17 protein-coding genes and 1 other RNA gene are annotated in these 16,602 nt (G+C 43.5%); 14 read left to right on the top strand and 4 right to left on the bottom strand.

Features of this window, described 5'->3' with window-relative positions:
- Positions 1 to 63 precede the first annotated feature (63 nt).
- Both AC6H04_RS12030 and recU read right to left on the bottom strand, forming a co-directional pair.
- Positions 64 to 2,370, bottom strand: a complete 2,307-nt coding sequence (locus AC6H04_RS12030; protein ID WP_497571902.1) for a transglycosylase domain-containing protein — start codon at positions 2,368 to 2,370, stop codon at positions 64 to 66.
- Positions 2,371 to 2,394: 24 nt separating this feature from the next.
- Positions 2,395 to 3,000: a Holliday junction resolvase RecU gene (gene recU, locus AC6H04_RS12035; RefSeq protein WP_497571903.1), complete on the bottom strand. Its 606-nt coding sequence runs from the start codon at positions 2,998 to 3,000 to the stop codon at positions 2,395 to 2,397.
- A gap of 187 nt (positions 3,001 to 3,187) precedes the next feature.
- Here recU and AC6H04_RS12040 point away from each other — a divergent pair, with 187 nt between their 5' ends.
- The 6 genes from AC6H04_RS12040 to AC6H04_RS12065 all read left to right on the top strand — a co-directional run bounded on the left by AC6H04_RS12040 (position 3,188) and on the right by AC6H04_RS12065 (position 8,098).
- Positions 3,188 to 3,769: an SLOG family protein gene (locus tag AC6H04_RS12040; RefSeq protein ID WP_497571904.1), complete on the top strand. Its 582-nt coding sequence runs from the start codon at positions 3,188 to 3,190 to the stop codon at positions 3,767 to 3,769.
- Positions 3,770 to 3,822: 53 nt separating this feature from the next.
- A complete protein-coding gene (gene gpsB, locus AC6H04_RS12045; RefSeq protein ID WP_497571905.1) occupies positions 3,823 to 4,170 on the top strand; it encodes a cell division regulator GpsB in 348 nt (115 codons plus the stop codon).
- Between the two features lie 20 nt (positions 4,171 to 4,190).
- An RNA gene (gene rnpB, locus AC6H04_RS12050) (RNase P RNA component class B) lies at positions 4,191 to 4,569 on the top strand.
- Positions 4,570 to 4,820: 251 nt separating this feature from the next.
- Complete coding sequence (locus tag AC6H04_RS12055) at positions 4,821 to 5,957, top strand: THUMP domain-containing class I SAM-dependent RNA methyltransferase (RefSeq protein WP_497571906.1); 1,137 nt, start codon at positions 4,821 to 4,823, stop codon at positions 5,955 to 5,957.
- Between the two features lie 295 nt (positions 5,958 to 6,252).
- The gene (locus AC6H04_RS12060; RefSeq protein WP_497571907.1) at positions 6,253 to 7,566 is read left to right on the top strand and encodes an ammonium transporter; all 1,314 of its coding nucleotides are present in this window, start codon (positions 6,253 to 6,255) and stop codon (positions 7,564 to 7,566) included.
- A 46-nt stretch (positions 7,567 to 7,612) separates the two neighbouring features.
- Positions 7,613 to 8,098 carry an 8-oxo-dGTP diphosphatase gene (locus AC6H04_RS12065; protein ID WP_497571908.1) on the top strand — a complete coding sequence of 162 codons (486 nt, stop codon included), beginning with the start codon at positions 7,613 to 7,615 and terminating at the stop codon, positions 8,096 to 8,098.
- On the opposite strand, the gene AC6H04_RS12070 is transcribed toward AC6H04_RS12065, so the two are convergent.
- Positions 8,069 to 8,737, bottom strand: coding sequence for a CPBP family intramembrane glutamic endopeptidase (locus tag AC6H04_RS12070; protein ID WP_497571909.1), 669 nt, complete (start codon positions 8,735 to 8,737; stop codon positions 8,069 to 8,071). The genes AC6H04_RS12065 and AC6H04_RS12070 overlap by 30 nt on opposite strands.
- 179 nt (positions 8,738 to 8,916) lie before the next feature.
- On the opposite strand from AC6H04_RS12070, the gene AC6H04_RS12075 reads away from it, so the two are divergent.
- Both AC6H04_RS12075 and AC6H04_RS12080 read left to right on the top strand, forming a co-directional pair.
- Positions 8,917 to 9,519: a nitroreductase family protein gene (locus tag AC6H04_RS12075; protein WP_497571910.1), complete on the top strand. Its 603-nt coding sequence runs from the start codon at positions 8,917 to 8,919 to the stop codon at positions 9,517 to 9,519.
- Between the two features lie 226 nt (positions 9,520 to 9,745).
- Complete coding sequence (locus tag AC6H04_RS12080; protein WP_497571911.1) at positions 9,746 to 10,858, top strand: NAD(P)/FAD-dependent oxidoreductase; 1,113 nt, start codon at positions 9,746 to 9,748, stop codon at positions 10,856 to 10,858.
- Here the strand turns inward: AC6H04_RS12080 and AC6H04_RS12085 are convergent.
- The gene (locus tag AC6H04_RS12085) at positions 10,855 to 11,253 is read right to left on the bottom strand and encodes a ribonuclease HI family protein (RefSeq protein ID WP_497571912.1); all 399 of its coding nucleotides are present in this window, start codon (positions 11,251 to 11,253) and stop codon (positions 10,855 to 10,857) included. The two genes, AC6H04_RS12080 and AC6H04_RS12085, sit on opposite strands and share 4 nt — an antisense overlap.
- A 34-nt stretch (positions 11,254 to 11,287) precedes the next feature.
- Here AC6H04_RS12085 and AC6H04_RS12090 point away from each other — a divergent pair, with 34 nt between their 5' ends.
- From AC6H04_RS12090 to AC6H04_RS12115, 6 genes are all read left to right on the top strand, one after another.
- Positions 11,288 to 11,692, top strand: a complete 405-nt coding sequence (locus tag AC6H04_RS12090) for an EbsA family protein (protein ID WP_497571975.1) — start codon at positions 11,288 to 11,290, stop codon at positions 11,690 to 11,692.
- Between the two features lie 16 nt (positions 11,693 to 11,708).
- Positions 11,709 to 13,367 (top strand): formate--tetrahydrofolate ligase, encoded by a 1,659-nt coding sequence (locus tag AC6H04_RS12095; RefSeq protein ID WP_497571913.1) that lies wholly within the window; start codon positions 11,709 to 11,711, stop codon positions 13,365 to 13,367.
- 142 nt (positions 13,368 to 13,509) lie between these two features.
- Positions 13,510 to 13,968, top strand: a complete 459-nt coding sequence (gene lspA / locus AC6H04_RS12100; RefSeq protein WP_497571976.1) for a signal peptidase II — start codon at positions 13,510 to 13,512, stop codon at positions 13,966 to 13,968.
- Positions 13,961 to 14,872: an RluA family pseudouridine synthase gene (locus tag AC6H04_RS12105; RefSeq protein WP_497571914.1), complete on the top strand. Its 912-nt coding sequence runs from the start codon at positions 13,961 to 13,963 to the stop codon at positions 14,870 to 14,872. Before lspA ends, AC6H04_RS12105 begins: the two co-directional genes overlap by 8 nt.
- A 94-nt stretch (positions 14,873 to 14,966) precedes the next feature.
- On the top strand, positions 14,967 to 15,503 hold the full coding sequence (gene pyrR, locus AC6H04_RS12110) for a bifunctional pyr operon transcriptional regulator/uracil phosphoribosyltransferase PyrR (RefSeq protein WP_497571915.1): 537 nt from the start codon (positions 14,967 to 14,969) through the stop codon (positions 15,501 to 15,503).
- A 28-nt stretch (positions 15,504 to 15,531) separates the two neighbouring features.
- Entirely contained in the window at positions 15,532 to 16,602 is a 1,071-nt protein-coding gene (locus tag AC6H04_RS12115; protein WP_497571916.1) for a carbamoyl phosphate synthase small subunit, read from the top strand.

The following is a 16,602-nucleotide window of genomic DNA, read 5'->3' on the forward strand; positions in this document are numbered from 1 at the left end:
CGTTTCTTTGGATTAAATTCTGGAACCTACCGAGTTGTGTCACACGCTTTTAGGTTTTACAGACTATTGACTACTTTTGGTTGATGAATTGCTTTTGCCAGTTCCAGAATTTGCGTTGGTGTTATTAGACGCACTATCTGTAGAGGCTGAGTTGGTGTTCTGTGTGTCGGTGTTGTCATTTCCGTTACCACCGCCATTACCACCAGTTGGTCGTTGCTCTGTGGAAGTTCTTGAACTCTCCGCAGAACTAGAAGTCTTCGACGAACTATTAGTATTAGCCTCGTTATTACCAGTTGTGTCATTGGTATTCGTACTACTGCTGCTACCATCATTCGTTGGGGTCGACGCATCACCTGGATAGCCAGAAACGTAATATTCAGTTGTTCCGTTTCGACGAGTGGCAACGACGTCTGATGGTGCGGTCCAGTCAGTATTACTTGCATTTTGTTGGACGTAGCTCATCTCAGAACGATAAATTTCCTGCGCTATCTTGGTTTGTGCTTCTGGGATGTAATGTCCGGCCTGGAATTGCTTGTCATACCCAGTCCAAATGGAAAGTGAGTAGTTTTTAGTGTAACCAGTAAACCAAGAATCCATGGCTGCGTCACCAGGCACTTGCGATGCATAATCATCAGGGTAGGCGGTTGTCCCAGTTTTACCTGCTTGATAGAGACCGGAGATATTAGCTGCGGTACCAGAGCCGTTTGTGCTTGTCATCACACCCTTTAACATATCAGTGATCATGAAAGCAGTTGCAGGGGACATGGCACGCTTGCCTTTGACACCGTAGTTATGCGTTTTGCCATCTGCGGTGACAACGTGATTGAGCAAATGAGGCTTGTAATAAGTCCCACCATTAGCGAAAGCTGCGTAAGCGGCTGCTTCCTGTTCTGTGGAGATATAAAGGCCAATCCCATTTTGCAAGGTCAGCTTATCATTAAAAGTCATTCCCAAATTACCTAGGAAGTTAGTGGCACGGTTAATGCCAACCGCATCTAATGTTCTAATCGCTGGAATGTTTCGGGATTCCACTAATGCCTTACGCATGGTAATGGTACCCTCATGTCGGTTATCAAAATCGTTAAGCTCACGGGTCGTACCTGGATAGTAGTACTGCGTATCTTGAACCGGTTGATACGTTGGGTACTTCAAGTACTGGATTGCTGGGCCGTAATCCGCGATTGGCTTAGCCGTTGACCCACTAGAACGATCAGTTTGAACAGCTCGGTTAAGGCCAAAGGTAACGTTACCCGTTTTACGGCCACCAAGCATGGCAACCACTTGACCGTTGTTTGGATTGACCATTGTGGCACCCAACTGGAATTTATTGCTTGGATATGCCACGTAATTACTGCTATTAGCAATGCTATAAAGATGCTTTTGGGCTGACATATTGAGGTTAGTGTAAACTCGTAGTCCATCTGTATTGGTATTATAGCCATCACTTTTAAGCTCTGCATAAACTTCTTTCAAATACGCATCAATGTACTTTTGATTAGCCGAATTGACCGTGCTAACCGGATGGGTTTTAGCCAATCCAGTTTGAACACTAGTTGCCTTAGCAGTTGCTGCCTGTCCAGAAGTGATCACCTTATTCGAAACCATGGCATCTAACACTTGATCACGACGATACTTTGCGTATTGCGGATGGTGAATCGGGTCGTAGTTAGTTGGGCTTTGCGGCATACCAGCTAACATGGCCATTTCTTGCAGATTAAGCTTGGATAACGACTTGCCATAGTAATAATGAGCGGCTGTTTGCATGCCGTAAACACCATTACCCATGTAAACTTTATTAATGTAAAACTCAAGGATCTGCTGTTTACTGTAGGTCTGGTCAACCTTAATCGCTAACCAAGCTTCTTGAGACTTACGCTTTAAAGTTTGATCAGACTGTGCGGTTGAGAAGACGGACAGTTTGACCAGTTGTTGCGTCAGCGTACTCCCGCCTTGAAGTCCCAGTGAAGAGCCCGTAACGTTGTGCATTGCAGCACTCACGATTCGAATGGGATCAACACCATGATTCTTGTAGAAACGTCGGTCTTCAATAGAAACAACGGCAGATTTTAACTGTTCAGGAATATTCTTCGATTTAACATAATCACGGTTCTGTTCACCTGACCTTGAAATCACATCGTTATTGGAATCGTAAATTTTAGTTGACGTATCACTTTCAAGTGCAGATTGTGAAATGTTTGGTGCTCCCTGTGCATAGTAGAAGAAAACGACTGCACCTAATAGGATAGCTGCCAAAAAGACAACGACAGCCCATTTGAGTATTCGCCAAATAGTGTGATGGCCTTTGGGACCACGGTTGCGTTTGGCTCGTATCTCTGAACGTGTCTGAGGATTAGATTGATTGCTTGACATAAATAGACTCCTTTGGTTAAGGCGTTAAATGAGTTGATCAACCGCATCAAGATAAGCGATAATGGGGTTGAGCGAATACTTTACGGGTATGGCAGAAGTTTTAAACACGGACATGGGGATTGATTTCCGAGCGCCCGCGTTATCCTGTTCGTCCCAGTATTTGATTAAATCAGTTGCCTTTAGTAAAAATAATTGATCAAGCGTGGCAAATTTAATTAGACCAAAACAAATGCCACCTTGTTTTAAACAACTACGCATATGCTCTACTTGATGCTGGTGAAAGTTATCTAGAGGGAAACGCGTTGTTTCCTTCGTTTCTTTTGCATCAAAATCGATATACCGGCCACGATAAATTCCGTTATAATCCGTGGTTGAGGCTTGTCGGAAATAAGCTTCCCGAATCACCGCAGCACTACGTTTGGGATAATCTACCTTGACGATTTGAATAGGAGTTGGCTTCTTATGAATAACTGCAATATCGTGAGCCAAATAATATTGATTGCTTTCGTTGATTTCCTGTTCTAGCGTCATACCGCGGCCGCCGTGCTTCACTAATGAAGTGTTAGCCTGTGCTGAGTGTTTAGTTGCCTGCGGCTGGTATTTTGCCCCGTTAGGATAATGGATTGTCACTGGCTGGATCATCTCTTTTCTATAGTAAAATATTGAAAAAAAGTGCATACCCAGTTACGGTTATTATACCAAGTTGCTTCGTGAATAAAAACTGGAATATAAAACTATTAACTTAAGTATTATGTAAGAAATTAGTTTTTGCACAACACTCATGGTTGAAATGATACCACAAAAAGGAGTAAGAGAAATGCAACGTGTTTGGATAACGGGGTATCGGGCCTATGAATTAGGCGTATTTTCCGATAAAGAACCCAAATTTTTAGTGCTGCAATATGCACTGAAGCAGCTGATCAAAGCGGCAATTGAAGATGGAACGACTTGGGTGATTACTGGTGGGCAGATGGGCATTGAACAGTGGGCTGCTCAAGTGGGCCTATCATTAAAAAACGAGTATCCGGAACTGCAAGTTGCCATGATGACACCATTTACCCATTTTGGCAGCAACTGGAAACCAGAAAATCAAGCTAAATTAGCGACCTTGCTGTCACAAGTTGATTTCCACGCTAGTGTCAGTAGTCATGATTATACATCACCACAACAATTAAGAAATTACCAAGAATTTATGTTAAGTCATACTGACGGTGCAATTTTAGTATACGATGTAGACAACAAAGGCAAATCGAGTTACGATTATGATGCAATTGTAAACTGGCAAGGGCAGCATGAATATCCCTTGCAAATGATTGATTTCGATCAATTACAGGAGTTTTCGTATGAATTTGGAGAAAATTCAGATAAAAATTCAAATAGGGGTTTCAATTCAAACTAAAATTTGATAACATCTTAAATGTTGGTGTTGAATAAGTGATGAGGTGTATTTAAATGGCAACCATTAATTATAATCCAAAAGACATCCTTCAAAAAGAGTTTAGACAGAAGATGCGGGGATACGATCCTGCTGATGTCGATAGCTTTTTAGATAATGTGATTAAGGACTACGAAACATTTACGAAGGAAAATCAGCACCTCCAAGACGAGAACGAACGTCTGCGTGCAAAAGTCGATGAATTGACAAAGCAATTATCCGTTGGGGGCGCAACTGTTACCCAACCAAGTCAGCCAGCTACTAATGTGACTAACATGGATATTTTGAAACGTCTTTCTAACTTGGAACGCCATGTGTTTGGTTCTCAAGTAGACAGTGGTGCTAACACATCTCACCGTCTCTAATAATTTGATAGTAACTTGTAAATCTCGGGTAATCGCGGTCGGCTTATGTCGGCTGAGGAAAGTCCATGCTCGCACAAGCTGAGATGCTTGTAGTGTTCGTGCTCGGTGAAAAAATAAGCCGGGGGACTTCGTAAGAAGTTACGGCGGGAGAACGCGCTAAGGTTTCGGCTATGCGTTAATATCCCTGAAAAGTGCCACAGCGACGATGACGTATTCGGAAACGGGTACGGTGGAACGTTGGTAAACCCCTCGAGCGGGCAACCCAAACTATGGTAGGGGAGCTTCACATCTGGAAATGAACTAAATGTGGGGGAAGAGTTTTTACTCTTGAGATAGATGATTACCGCTTTATTAGACTGTCCCTGACATCTAATAAAGTACGGAACATGGCTTACAGAGATTTACAGTTCAGGATTGGTGAGAGGTGACTCTCACCTTTTTTTTGCAATTATAAAGACAAGAAAACACGTTCTCATCAGGAATGTGATGAATTGCCTATAAAATGATGTTAATCTTAGTAGCGAGAACCAAGTTACCAGATTTTGGCTATAACGGAGGCACGTACCTTTAGCAATAATCTGGGCTTCAGCAGTGTTTTTAGAAACTTGTTACTTTAACTAAGTAACCGCACACAAAGAAAGAGGCAGAACATGTCACAACAGAAATTTCAATTATATGCAGCAACGGCTAGTGGATTAGAAGCTTTAGCTGGCCAAGAATTACGGGACTTAGGGTATGACGTACGTGTCGACAACGGACGAATCTATTTCGAGGGCACCATGACCGATATTTTACGGGCAAATATTTGGTTACGTTCGGCTGATCGTATCAAAATTATCTTAAAAACATTTAAAGCAACTACGTTTGACGACATTTTTGACACCGTCACTGCTATGCCATGGGATCAATGGCTGCCGATGGATGCCAAATTTCCAGTTAATGGCCGTTCTAAGAACTCTAAACTGTTTAGTGTGCCGGACATTCAAGCTGTCACAAAAAAAGCGATTGTTAATCAAATGGCTAGCGCGTATCATCGTAAAAGTCGTTTTCCTGAAACCGGCGCCCTGTTTACCTTAGAAATTGCGTTAAATAAGGATGAAGCAACGCTGACCCTTGACACTACGGGCGACAGTCTGTTCAAACGGGGTTACCGTCAGGAAAAGGGTGAGGCGCCATTAAAGGAAAACTTCGCCGCTGCTTTAATTATGCTGACCAACTGGCATACCGATATGCCGTTCGTTGATCCAATGTGTGGTTCTGGCACGTTGCCAATCGAAGCAGCATTAATGGCTCGCAACATTGCGCCAGGAATCAACCGCCATTTTCAGTGCGAAAACTGGCATCCAGACAACCTTAAGATTTCAAATGAACTTAAGGAAGAAGCAAAGACTAAGCAAAATGACGATGTTGTCGACATTACCGGTTGTGATATTGACGGCTCAATGATCGATATTGCAAAGTTAAATGCAAACGGTGCTGGCGTGTTACATGACATTACCTTTAAACAGGTTGCAGTTAAAGACTTTAAGACTGATAAGGAAGACGGTGTCATCATCGCCAATCCGCCTTATGGTAAACGGATGGGTGATCAAAAGAGTGTTCGTAAACTCTATGAACAAATGGGTCAAGTCTTCAAACCGTTAACTACTTGGTCAAAGTATATTTTGACTGCTGATCTCGAGTTTGAAACGTTCTACGGTGAAAAGGCTACTAAACGCCGTAAATTGTACAACGGTGCTTTGAGAACGGATTACTTCCAATATTGGGGTCATCGTTCACATAAGTAGGAAACTTCCTACGAATTAGAATAAAACAGCTGATACGACTAATCAATGAGTGAGTAGTCATATCAGCTGTTTTATTGTTTTATCGCCAAACAGCCTTTCATTCATGGAAATGTATTAAAACCTAACATCACGACGACAATTCTCAAAAAAAATTAATCTTATTCTCAGATAGTGTTCACGCCGTTTACTGGTCAACTATTATTTTTTCCTAGGTAACATCATCAAAATACTGCTGGAATAGCATTTTAAACCATGTTAGAATTCATAACATAATCAAAGAGAGAAGTGATTTTATATGAGTCTTGCTAACGTCTCGTTTATGGTGTTATCCAGTATTCTGGTTTTATTCATGACACCTGGATTAGCCTTTTTTTATGGCGGTTTGGTGTCAAAACGAAACGTAGTCAATACCATGCTGTCAGTATTTGTCATGACCGGTGTCGCCATTATTTTGTGGATTTTAATTGGATATTCATTGTCGTTTGTCGGTGATCATGGCGGTGTTTTCGGCAGTTGGGCCCACCCGTTTATGAGTCACCTGAATCTAAATACGTTGACTAGCACTCATATTCCCACGAGTCTTTATTCGTTGTTTCAAATGATGTTTGCAATCATTACGCCAGCCTTGTTCGTTGGTGCGGTGGTAGGCAGAATCAGATTCAAGTTTTTGCTGACTTTCTTAGTTGTTTGGTCCATCTTTATTTACTACCCGATGGTTCACATGGTTTGGAGTCCAGCCGGATTACTTGCCAAACTGGGAACAGTTGACTTCGCTGGTGGAACTGTGGTTCATATTAACGCCGGTATTACAGCTTTCGTGTTATCGGCATTCCTAGGAAAACGGATTAAGTTTGGCGATATTCCACATACCCATTACAACTTGCCGTGGGTTTTGCTTGGAACGACCATTCTTTGGATTGGCTGGTACGGCTTCAATGCTGGCTCGGCTCTAGGTGTTAACACGGTAGCCGTTCAAGCAACGTTAACCACTACGGTTGCAACCGCAACGGCAATGGTAGCATGGATGTTCCTCGATATCTTCATTAAAGGCAAACCCACACTGGTGGGCGTTTGCACGGGAACGTTGTGTGGCTTAGTTGGGATTACGCCAGGTGCCGGCTTTGTCACTGTCGGTGGCTCATTTTGGATCGGCCTTGTTGCCACTTGTTGCAGCTACTTCTTTGTGAACGTTCTAAAGGACCGTATTGGTGTGGACGATGCGCTGGACGCTTTTGGTTGTCACGGTGTTAGTGGCATCTTCGGTAGTGTTGCGACTGGTCTGTTTGCTACGAAATCAGTGAATAGCAGCCTTGCAGAAAACGGTTTGTTTTATGGTGGCGGTGCCCATCTCTTCTTGATTCAACTTGCTGCCACGTTAATCACCATTGCCTTTGTGGCTATTATGTGTATCGTCCTCATCAAAGCACTGCAGCTCGTGATGCCAATGCGGGTTGACGCAGATGAAGAAGAGTTAGGGTTGGATATTGGTGAACACGGTGAAGAAGCCGATTACACGGTTGAACTTAGCGATGATGTTGCTAAAGCCCAGAGTGATATGAAACTCTACGCCACAGAATTTAAAGGTCAAACTGCCCGTTTACGAGAATGAGTTCGTTCTTTATAATGAAACCATCTAAATAAATGAGGTGGTAGGCATGGGACTTGATCGTACTGAACCGGTGGAATTGGTGAATATGTGCATGATTTATGATCCGAAGACCAAACGGGTGCTGGTGGAAGATAAAACTGATGTGAGTTGGAAGTTTGGTCACACTTTTCCTGGCGGTCACGTTGAACCCAACGAACCCGTTGCGGATGCCATGATTCGAGAAGTCTTTGAAGAAACTGGGTTGCACATTGGTCAGCTTGAAGCGTGTGGCTGTGTTGAATGGTTTGATCAGCAAGCAGGGTACCGGAAAATCGGTTATTTGTACCGCACGAGTCACTTTTCCGGTTCCCTTAAGCAGGGCGATGAAGGTCGAATTTTTTGGATGCCATTGGCTGATTTGAATGCATCCAATACAGCAGAAAGCTTTATGGAGATGCTAGCTATTTTTACCGAACCAACAACTGTTTCTGCCATGTCCTTGACCATGAATGGCCAATTACACTTAACCGCCAATCAGCAGGACGATCAATAAATCCCAGACAGAGTGAACGATGATGCTTGGCCACAGTGACCGACTTTTAAGAAATAACCAGCCGAACAGGTAACCAAGAATGGCAACGGTCACTAACTGTCCCATAATCGTGATTAATGGAAGCGCGGGATAAGTCGTCAGGTATTTAGGCAGGTGGATTAACGCGAACAAAACGGCTTGAATGATTAATGCTGACTGTTCAGTGGGAGCGATTTTCTTTAACCGGTTTAGCAGATAACCCCGAAACACGGTTTCTTCGCAGAGACCGACAATCAAAAAATCTTGCAGCAGCATGGTGGGTTTAAAACTAGCTACAATGCTAATGGTGTGTCGTTGAATAAACGCGCTTGCCAACATGTAAATCAGGATTGCGGCAAGTGTCACGTAAAGTGGCTTGAACTTTAAATTTAACTGAAAGGGCCGTTCAATCTCGAATTGGTCCTTTTTTGTATGAAAAATCATGAAAAAGCCGACCCCTAGCCAAATCAGCATTTTAACGGCATCCGTCAGTAATTCCTCAGTCCAGCCGCTAGTTAAATTGATAATGGGGACGTTGATAAAAACTTGTATAACAAACCATAAAACAAAAAAGTAGCCGTACTGACTAAGCAGTTGGCGACCGACTCGTTGATGAAACATGACGTCACGTCCTTCACTGTTATTGATTATTTTCAGTGTAGCATGCGCATAGGATGAGGACAAACGGCCTCACGATTCTTAAATAAAAAGCGAAAAATACTTTACTTACAAAAAGTAAGCTGTTATACTAGTTTTTGTAAATTAATAAATGAACGCAACTTATTGGAGGACTTTATAAAATGAAAGAACAACTTTTAAACTTAGCTAAACAACGTCGCTCAATCTATGCTTTAGGTCGTAATGTGAACGCCAGCGAAGACGACTTGGCAAAATTGATCAAGGAAGCTATTAAGTTAGCACCAACTTCATTCAACAACCAGACAACCCGTGCGGTGATTCTGTTTGGTGACAGCCACGAACAACTTTGGGACATCGTTGCTAAGCGTTTGAAGTCTGAAGTGCCAACTGAAGAGGCTTATCAGAAGACATTGCAAAAAATCAACGCCTTCAAGTCAGCATTTGGGACGGTCATGTTCTACACAGACATGGATATCGTTCACCGTTTTGAAAGTGACTTTGCGCTTTATGCTGATAACTTCAAGGACTGGGCAGAACAGGGTCAAGGATACGCACAGTTTGCAGTATGGACAGCCTTAGCTGAAAACGGTTTGGGTGCTAACTTACAACATTACAATCCTCTGATCGATGAAGAAGTTAGAGCTGCGTTCAACATTCCAGCTAACTGGCAATTACGTGCCGAAATGGACTTTGGTTCCATCGAAGCACCTGCTGGCGATAAGGAATTCATGGCTGACGAAGACCGGTTTAAAGTACTGAAATAGATTTACTTAAATAAAATTAAATTCTGATTTAAGAAGCTCTTAACCAAGGCATCGCATACGTTGATGCTTTGGTTAAGGGCTTTTTTGGTGTTTATTTAAGCCGAAAGTTGCGTTGACCTATTATAGATTTCCATAAATTTTCAAAAATTTCTAGTTTAATCTTGAAAGCGATAGTATGCTAGAATTACGCTATGAAACAAAATTGTTTTGGAAGGGTGGTTTGATAATGAACAAGAAAGTCGCAATTATCGGTGGGGGTATCGTTGGCGCAAGCGCAGCCTACTATCTTAGCAGTTTACCTGGAGGCAGCCAAATCGATGTGACCTTGTTTGATGACGGTACCGGTCAAGCGACAAAGGCCGCTGCAGGCATTATTTCACCTTGGCTATCAAAGCGAAGAAATCAACAATGGTACCAGTTAGCAAAAGATGGGGCTACCACTTTGATGACTTTGGCAAGACGCGCAAACCTTTCCACGGATATTTATCAGCAGACTGGGACCATCATTACCAGAACCAACGAAAAAGACCTTCATGATTTGTTTGAGTTGGCACAGGAACGACATGCACAAGCACCCGATATGGGTGATATTGAACGCTTAACAGCGGATGAAGTCAAAGAACGAATACCATTGTTGACCAACCCACAGCCAGGAATTTACGTTAGCGGTGGGGCACGAATCGATGGTGAGGCTTTGACTCGTGAGTTGCTGTTGCAAGCACAACAAGTTAATTTGACGATTAAACATCAGCGAGTTTCTTTCAATCACCAGGGCGATCTTCTTTCGCCAGCTGGGCAGCAACGGTTTGACAACGTCATCATTGCAGTCGGTCCTTGGCTGAACGAATTAGTTGAGCCATTGGGGATTAAGGCGGCTATTCGACCACAAAAGGGGCAGTTGATTGAATTATCTGTGCCAGACTATGAATCACTGGAAAACATGCCCGTTTTGATGCCAGAGGGTGAACGTGACTTCATTCCATTTGGTCACGGTAAGTTAATCGTTGGGGCAACCCATGATGATGAGGCCGGGTTTAATTTAACAGCAACGCCTGAAGCCACTCAAGATTTATTGAGTAGTGCAAAACACTTCGCGGATTATTTAACTGAGGACAACATCACCCGAATCAAGGTTGGCACTCGTGCCTATACACCAGATTTTGCACCGTTTTTTGGTCGTCTAAAAGCTCATCCAAACCTGCTTGTGGCCAGTGGTTTAGGTGCTTCGGGATTGACAACTGGTCCGTTGATAGGTCGTTTATTAGCCGGTACTTTAATTTACGGTGGCACCCCGGATTGGTCAAATTATGAAAAGCCATTAACGACTTATTTAAGTTAATCGATTTCATGTAACGCTTGCTGGGCAAGATTGTGGGCGCCTTGGTTTTGTTTTTCTGGCACCCACTGAGTAATGACGAGATTAAACGCGGACTGTTTGGTCAGTAGTTGATCAACCAGGTCTTGATAATGTTTGGCATAACGCTTTTCAACGCTATCAGCGACGATTTTAGAATCTGTAAAATATTGAACGGTGACGGTCTCTGCCTTCCCGTTTAGAAGCTTCAGGAGCTCATCAAATCCGACAAGTGCAGCGTAAAATTCAGCATGATGATTGTCACTATCGGGTAAACTAGCACGTAATTGTTGCTGCTCGCCCGCGTGTACGATCAGGATACCAGCTGCGCTGTGTTGTGTGTCATTGTTGGTTGCTGCATCTGTGTATAACGTATACATGGTATCAAACCTTTCGAAATGAGGTAGTTCTATCATAAATCAAAAGCGAAAATTTTTATATCAACCTGCGCCATTAAGTAGTATTATCCTGTGGAGCTGGACGTTTTGTATCCTCTTTCTTGCTCTGATTATTGGGTTGGAGGTTTCAGCCAAACTGCAATGGATTGCTTATCTGCTGGGAATTATTTTTTTAGTGTTGACTTGGGCACAAATTCATTATCGGCATATTTACCTAGATCATGGCATCATTAGGGTCAGCCGGGTAATCAACCGGAACTGGGTCAATATTCGGTTAAAAGACGTTCAGGAACTTCACGTCTCAAAGTACCGTTTAGGTTTTATCTATGGCGGAAAAATTTATTCGTTTATCATGCCATTGAATTCCATCATTGAATTGAGTAATATCATTGGTGAAACCAAAGAAGAAGCTCTCAAATAAATTGGAGGTTGTTTAATTGAACGATATTGAAATTTCACAAGCTGCAAAAGAAGCCCCAATCACGGAAATAGCCGCTGAATTAGGCCTTTCTGCTGATCAGATTGAACCTTATGGCGCATCAAAAGCTAAAATCAAGTTGCCGGTTAAAGGTGACACCAAGGATTCTAAGCTGGTTTTAGTCACTTCCATTAACCCCACGCCAGCTGGTGAAGGTAAATCGACTGTCACGGTCGGTTTAGGTGATGCGCTTAGACGTCGCGGTAAAAAGGCCGCAATCGCCTTGCGAGAACCATCCTTAGGTCCAGTTATGGGGATGAAAGGTGGCGCTACTGGCGGGGGCTATGCTCAAGTGATTCCGATGGAAGATATCAACCTCCACTTTACGGGTGACATGCATGCCTTGACTGAAGCTCACGATACCTTAGCTGCTTTGATCGATAATCATATTCAGCAAGGTAATGAATTGAATATCGATCCGCGCCAAGTGATTTGGAAGCGAGTTATAGACATTAATGACCGAGCACTACGTCAAACAGTGATTGGCCTTGGTGGTCGGACTTCCGGTGTTCCGCGCCAGGATGGTTTTGACATCACCGTTGCTAGTGAACTCATGGCCATTCTTTGCCTCAGTAAAGACCTTGGTGACTTAAAAGCACGCATCAATTGTATCGTCATTGGCTATACCTATGATAAAGAACCAGTTACCGTAGCTGACTTAAAAGTGGGCGGCGCAATCACCTTACTGTTAAAAGATGCCATTAAACCAAATCTCGTTCAAACTTTGGAACACACACCAGCAATTATCCACGGCGGTCCATTTGCCAATATTGCCCACGGGTGTAACTCCGTTTTAGCAACCCAGACGGCTTTGAAACTGGCTGATTATGTCGTTACTGAAGCTGGCTTTGGTGCCGATCTTGGCGGTGAAAAGTTTATGGACATTAAAACGCCAGTGCTAGGTAAAACACCGGACGCTGTTGTCATTGTTGCAACTGTACGGGCGTTGAAATACAACGGTGGCGTTAACAAAAACGAGCTTGAAACCGAAGATCTGGAAGCCTTAGCTGCTGGTTCCGCTAACTTAAAACGGCATGTCATCAGCATGCAGCAGTACGGTGTGCCAGTGATTGTTGCAGTGAACCGCTTTACTTCTGATACAGATGCGGAAATTAATCAATTGCTCGGTTACATTAAAGATGAACTCCACGTACCTGCCTATGACACAACGGTTTGGGCCAACGGCGGCGGTGGTGCGCTTGAACTGGCGGATGCTGTAGTTGATGCAACGAATCAGACCAGTGATTTTAAAGCACTTTACCAACCAGATGACGATGTCGCAGATAAGATGACCACCATCGTGCAGAAAATTTACGGTGGGAAGAATGTCGAGTTAGAGGCCAAAGCCAAGCGGCAACTACGTCGGTTTGCGAAGTACGGTTGGGATAAATTACCAGTCTGCATGGCTAAGACACAGTATTCTCTATCTGATAACGCAAAGGCGCTTGGTGCGCCAACTGACTTTACGATTCACGTCCGGGAATTTGTTCCGAAATTAGGTGCTGGGTTTATCGTGGCAATGACGGGTAACGTGTTAACCATGCCAGGATTGCCAAAACATCCAGCTGCCCTAAACATGGATATTGACGCAGATGGCAAAATTACAGGCCTGTTTTAAGAAATCAACTCAAGCGGATTGATAACAATGACGTTTATCAGCCGCTTTTTTGATATAATGGAAGTTACTTAAACAAACAGCTGCCGTTTTGGGGGCAGATGAATTCATACATTTCAAAGTAAAGGAAGTTGCCAACTTGTTAATTGGGCTAATCACAGCATTTATCATCTTATTATTTTTCATTGACCAATGGATCAAACACTTTGTTGTGGCAACGATTGCCTTGGGCGGTACGCACACCGTTTTACCAGGAGTTCTCTCTTTGACTTATATTCGAAATGACGGTGCCGCTTGGAGTATGTTAGCGGGGCAGCAATGGTTTTTCTTAATCATTTCGGTTGTTGCGCTGGCGGTCATGATTTGGTTCTTAGTCCGTTACCGTACCAACTGGCGTTATGAGATTGGTCTGGCGTTTATGATTGCTGGTACACTGGGTAATTTCTACGATCGTGTTGTCAACGGCTTCGTGGTTGATATGTTCCAACTGGACTTCGTTAATTTTCCCATCTTCAATTTTGCTGATAGCTGTTTGACCATCGGTGTTATCTGGATCATGGTGATTTTGTTTATGGAAGATAAAGCGGGGACACCAAATGCCTAGAACAGTACAGTTAACCATTACGGATCAATCGGGTCGGTTGGATAAGGTTCTAAGTGACATGATGCCCGACGAGAGCCGTTCACAGCTTAAACAAGCTATCGATGAAGACCGAGTTTTGGTGAATCAAAAAGTGGAAAAGCCGAAATACAAGGTTCAACCGGGTGATCAAATTGAAGTGACGATTCCAGACCCGGTTGCACTGGATTTGGAACCAGAAAATATTCCCCTAGATATTGTTTATGAAGATGACGATGTCATCGTAGTCAATAAACCGGCTGGGATGGTGGTTCATCCATCACCAGGGCATCCTGACCATACACTGGTCAATGCACTGCTGTATCACTCGCCATTATCAACAATTAATGGTACCTATCGGCCGGGTATCGTGCACCGGATTGATAAGGATACATCCGGTTTACTGATGGTGGCTAAAAACGATAACGCACACCGATCATTAGCCGCCCAGTTGAAAAACAAAACTAACCTGCGGGAATATATTGCACTGGTTCATGGCGTCATTAAACAGGACAAGGGTGTGATCGATGCACCAATTGGCCGTTCGCCAAAGGATCGGAAACGTCAGGCCATTGTGGCAGATGGTCGTCATGCCGTAACCCACTATCAGGTACTAGAACGTTATTTGAACTACACGTTGATTTCATGTTGGCTAGAAACGGGGCGCACGCATCAGATTCGGGTGCATATGAAATCCATTGGACATCCGCTGGCCGGTGATCCGCTTTATGGGCCTCGGAAAACAATTGCCGGCTCAGGTCAATTCCTGCACGCTAAAAAATTGGGGTTCAGGCATCCAGTGACTGGCAAACAGTTGGTATTTGAAGCACCGCTTCCAGATGATTTTCAACGGGTGATCAATCGCCTTCGTGAGCAGACGCCCAGTTGAGATACATCGCTTGCAAGTCAAGTTATTCCAGCATATTGTAAAGTTATTATCGGTTTTCCGAAATAACCAGACTTTAAAAAATAGGAGGCCACTTATGGCAAAAGTAGTTGTAGACGCAATGGCAATGCAGCGTGCACTGACACGAATTACTTACGAAATTATTGAACACAATAAAGGAATTGATGGTTTAGTGATCCTAGGAATTAAAACGCGTGGGGTTTATTTAGCACAGCGGATCGCCAGTCGGCTAAAACAGTTGGAGAACGCTAGCGTCCCAGTGGGTGAATTGGATGTTACGCAATACCGTGATGACATTGAACATGATAGCCAAGAAACTGATCCTCAAGTTACAGTTTCAAAAATTGATTTTCCAGTGACCGATAAAAAAGTGATCTTAATTGACGATGTATTATACACAGGGCGGACTATCCGAGCTGCAATGAGCGCTATTATGGATCTTGGTCGGCCTAAACAGATCAATTTGGCAGTCTTAGTTGACCGTGGTCACCGTGAATTGCCCATTCGTGCTGATTTTGTCGGCAAAAACATTCCAAGCTCGCAGCAAGAACGAATCAAAGTCTCTGTCAGTGAAATCGATGGCCATGACAGCGTTGAAATCATCGAACGGTAGCACAGTAATCAAGATTGGAATGATGTAAATGGCACAACGCTTTTTAATATTGGAAGATGGTTCGGTCTACCCGGGACAGGGTTTTGGTGCTGGAGCAACCACCACTGGCGAAATTGTCTTTAATACCAGTATGTTGGGCTATCAAGAAATCGTGACGAACCAAATCTACCACAATCAGATTATTGTTTTTTCTCAGCCGATTGTCGGCAGTATTGGCATTGCCCATGACGCTTATGAATCCATTCTGCCCACTGCCAAGGGCATGGTGGTCAGAGACGTGACTGATATTTCCAAGAATCGCCAACGATCACTATCGCTGGATCAATTTTTAAAACAACATAATATTCCTGGTATTAGCGGCATTGATACCCGGCATTTGATTCGTCAAATCAATCAAACTGGGACGATTAAAGGCAGCATTGTGGATGTCGCTGATGATCATGCTTTTGACCAATTACACGCCACCGTATTAACCAATCAGCAGGTTGCGCAAGTTGCAACGCCGCGGCCTTATCCGAACCCTAATCAGGGTTATAACGTGGTTGTGATTGATTTTGGCCTCAAACACGGCATTTTACGGCAGTTATCAAAGCGGGACTGTAACGTAACCGTCTTACCGTGGGATGCTAGCGCACAAGACGTGATCAACTTGGACCCTGACGGCGTTTTACTGTCGACGGGTCCCGGTTCACCACTGGATCTCCCAGAGAGTGTTTTGGATATGATTCGGACAGTTGAAGAACGAATCCCGTTATTTGCGATTGGACTTGGTCATGAATTATTTGCCTTGGCCAACGGTTCTGAAATTACGAAACTGAAGCTGTCTCATCATGGGGCCAACCATCCAATTCGTAAAATTATAACTAATGAAATTATTTATGCCATGGAAAGTCAGGAATACGTTGTGGACCCAGAATCAGTTAATCGTGACCGTTTAATTACGACTTATCTGGATTTAATTGACGGTTCCATTCAGGGACTCCGGCACAGAGATTACCCAGCTTTTTCAGTGCAATTTTTCCCTGATGGTGCCCCCGGTCCTAACGATTCGGTGGACTTATTCGACGAATTTATTGAAATCATGGGAACACGGAAGTGA

The sequence above is a fragment of the Secundilactobacillus sp. MJ173 genome (genome assembly GCF_059704265.1).

Excerpts from the sequence above, each read along its gene's own strand:
- gpsB (WP_497571905.1), top strand. The coding sequence starts at position 3,823 with ATGGCAACCATTAATTATAATCCAAAAGACATCCTTCAAAAAGAGTTT.
- AC6H04_RS12075 (WP_497571910.1), top strand. The coding sequence starts at position 8,917 with ATGAAAGAACAACTTTTAAACTTAGCTAAACAACGTCGCTCAATCTAT.
- pyrR (WP_497571915.1), top strand. The coding sequence starts at position 14,967 with ATGGCAAAAGTAGTTGTAGACGCAATGGCAATGCAGCGTGCACTGACA.
- AC6H04_RS12105 (WP_497571914.1), top strand. The coding sequence starts at position 13,961 with ATGCCTAGAACAGTACAGTTAACCATTACGGATCAATCGGGTCGGTTG.
- AC6H04_RS12055 (WP_497571906.1), top strand. The coding sequence starts at position 4,821 with ATGTCACAACAGAAATTTCAATTATATGCAGCAACGGCTAGTGGATTA.
- AC6H04_RS12080 (WP_497571911.1), top strand. The coding sequence starts at position 9,746 with ATGAACAAGAAAGTCGCAATTATCGGTGGGGGTATCGTTGGCGCAAGC.
- AC6H04_RS12065 (WP_497571908.1), top strand. The coding sequence starts at position 7,613 with ATGGGACTTGATCGTACTGAACCGGTGGAATTGGTGAATATGTGCATG.
- AC6H04_RS12030 (WP_497571902.1), bottom strand. The coding sequence starts at position 2,370 with ATGTCAAGCAATCAATCTAATCCTCAGACACGTTCAGAGATACGAGCC.
- AC6H04_RS12040 (WP_497571904.1), top strand. The coding sequence starts at position 3,188 with ATGCAACGTGTTTGGATAACGGGGTATCGGGCCTATGAATTAGGCGTA.
- AC6H04_RS12070 (WP_497571909.1), bottom strand. The coding sequence starts at position 8,737 with ATGTTTCATCAACGAGTCGGTCGCCAACTGCTTAGTCAGTACGGCTAC.
- AC6H04_RS12060 (WP_497571907.1), top strand. The coding sequence starts at position 6,253 with ATGAGTCTTGCTAACGTCTCGTTTATGGTGTTATCCAGTATTCTGGTT.
- AC6H04_RS12115 (WP_497571916.1), top strand. The coding sequence starts at position 15,532 with ATGGCACAACGCTTTTTAATATTGGAAGATGGTTCGGTCTACCCGGGA.
- AC6H04_RS12085 (WP_497571912.1), bottom strand. The coding sequence starts at position 11,253 with ATGTATACGTTATACACAGATGCAGCAACCAACAATGACACACAACAC.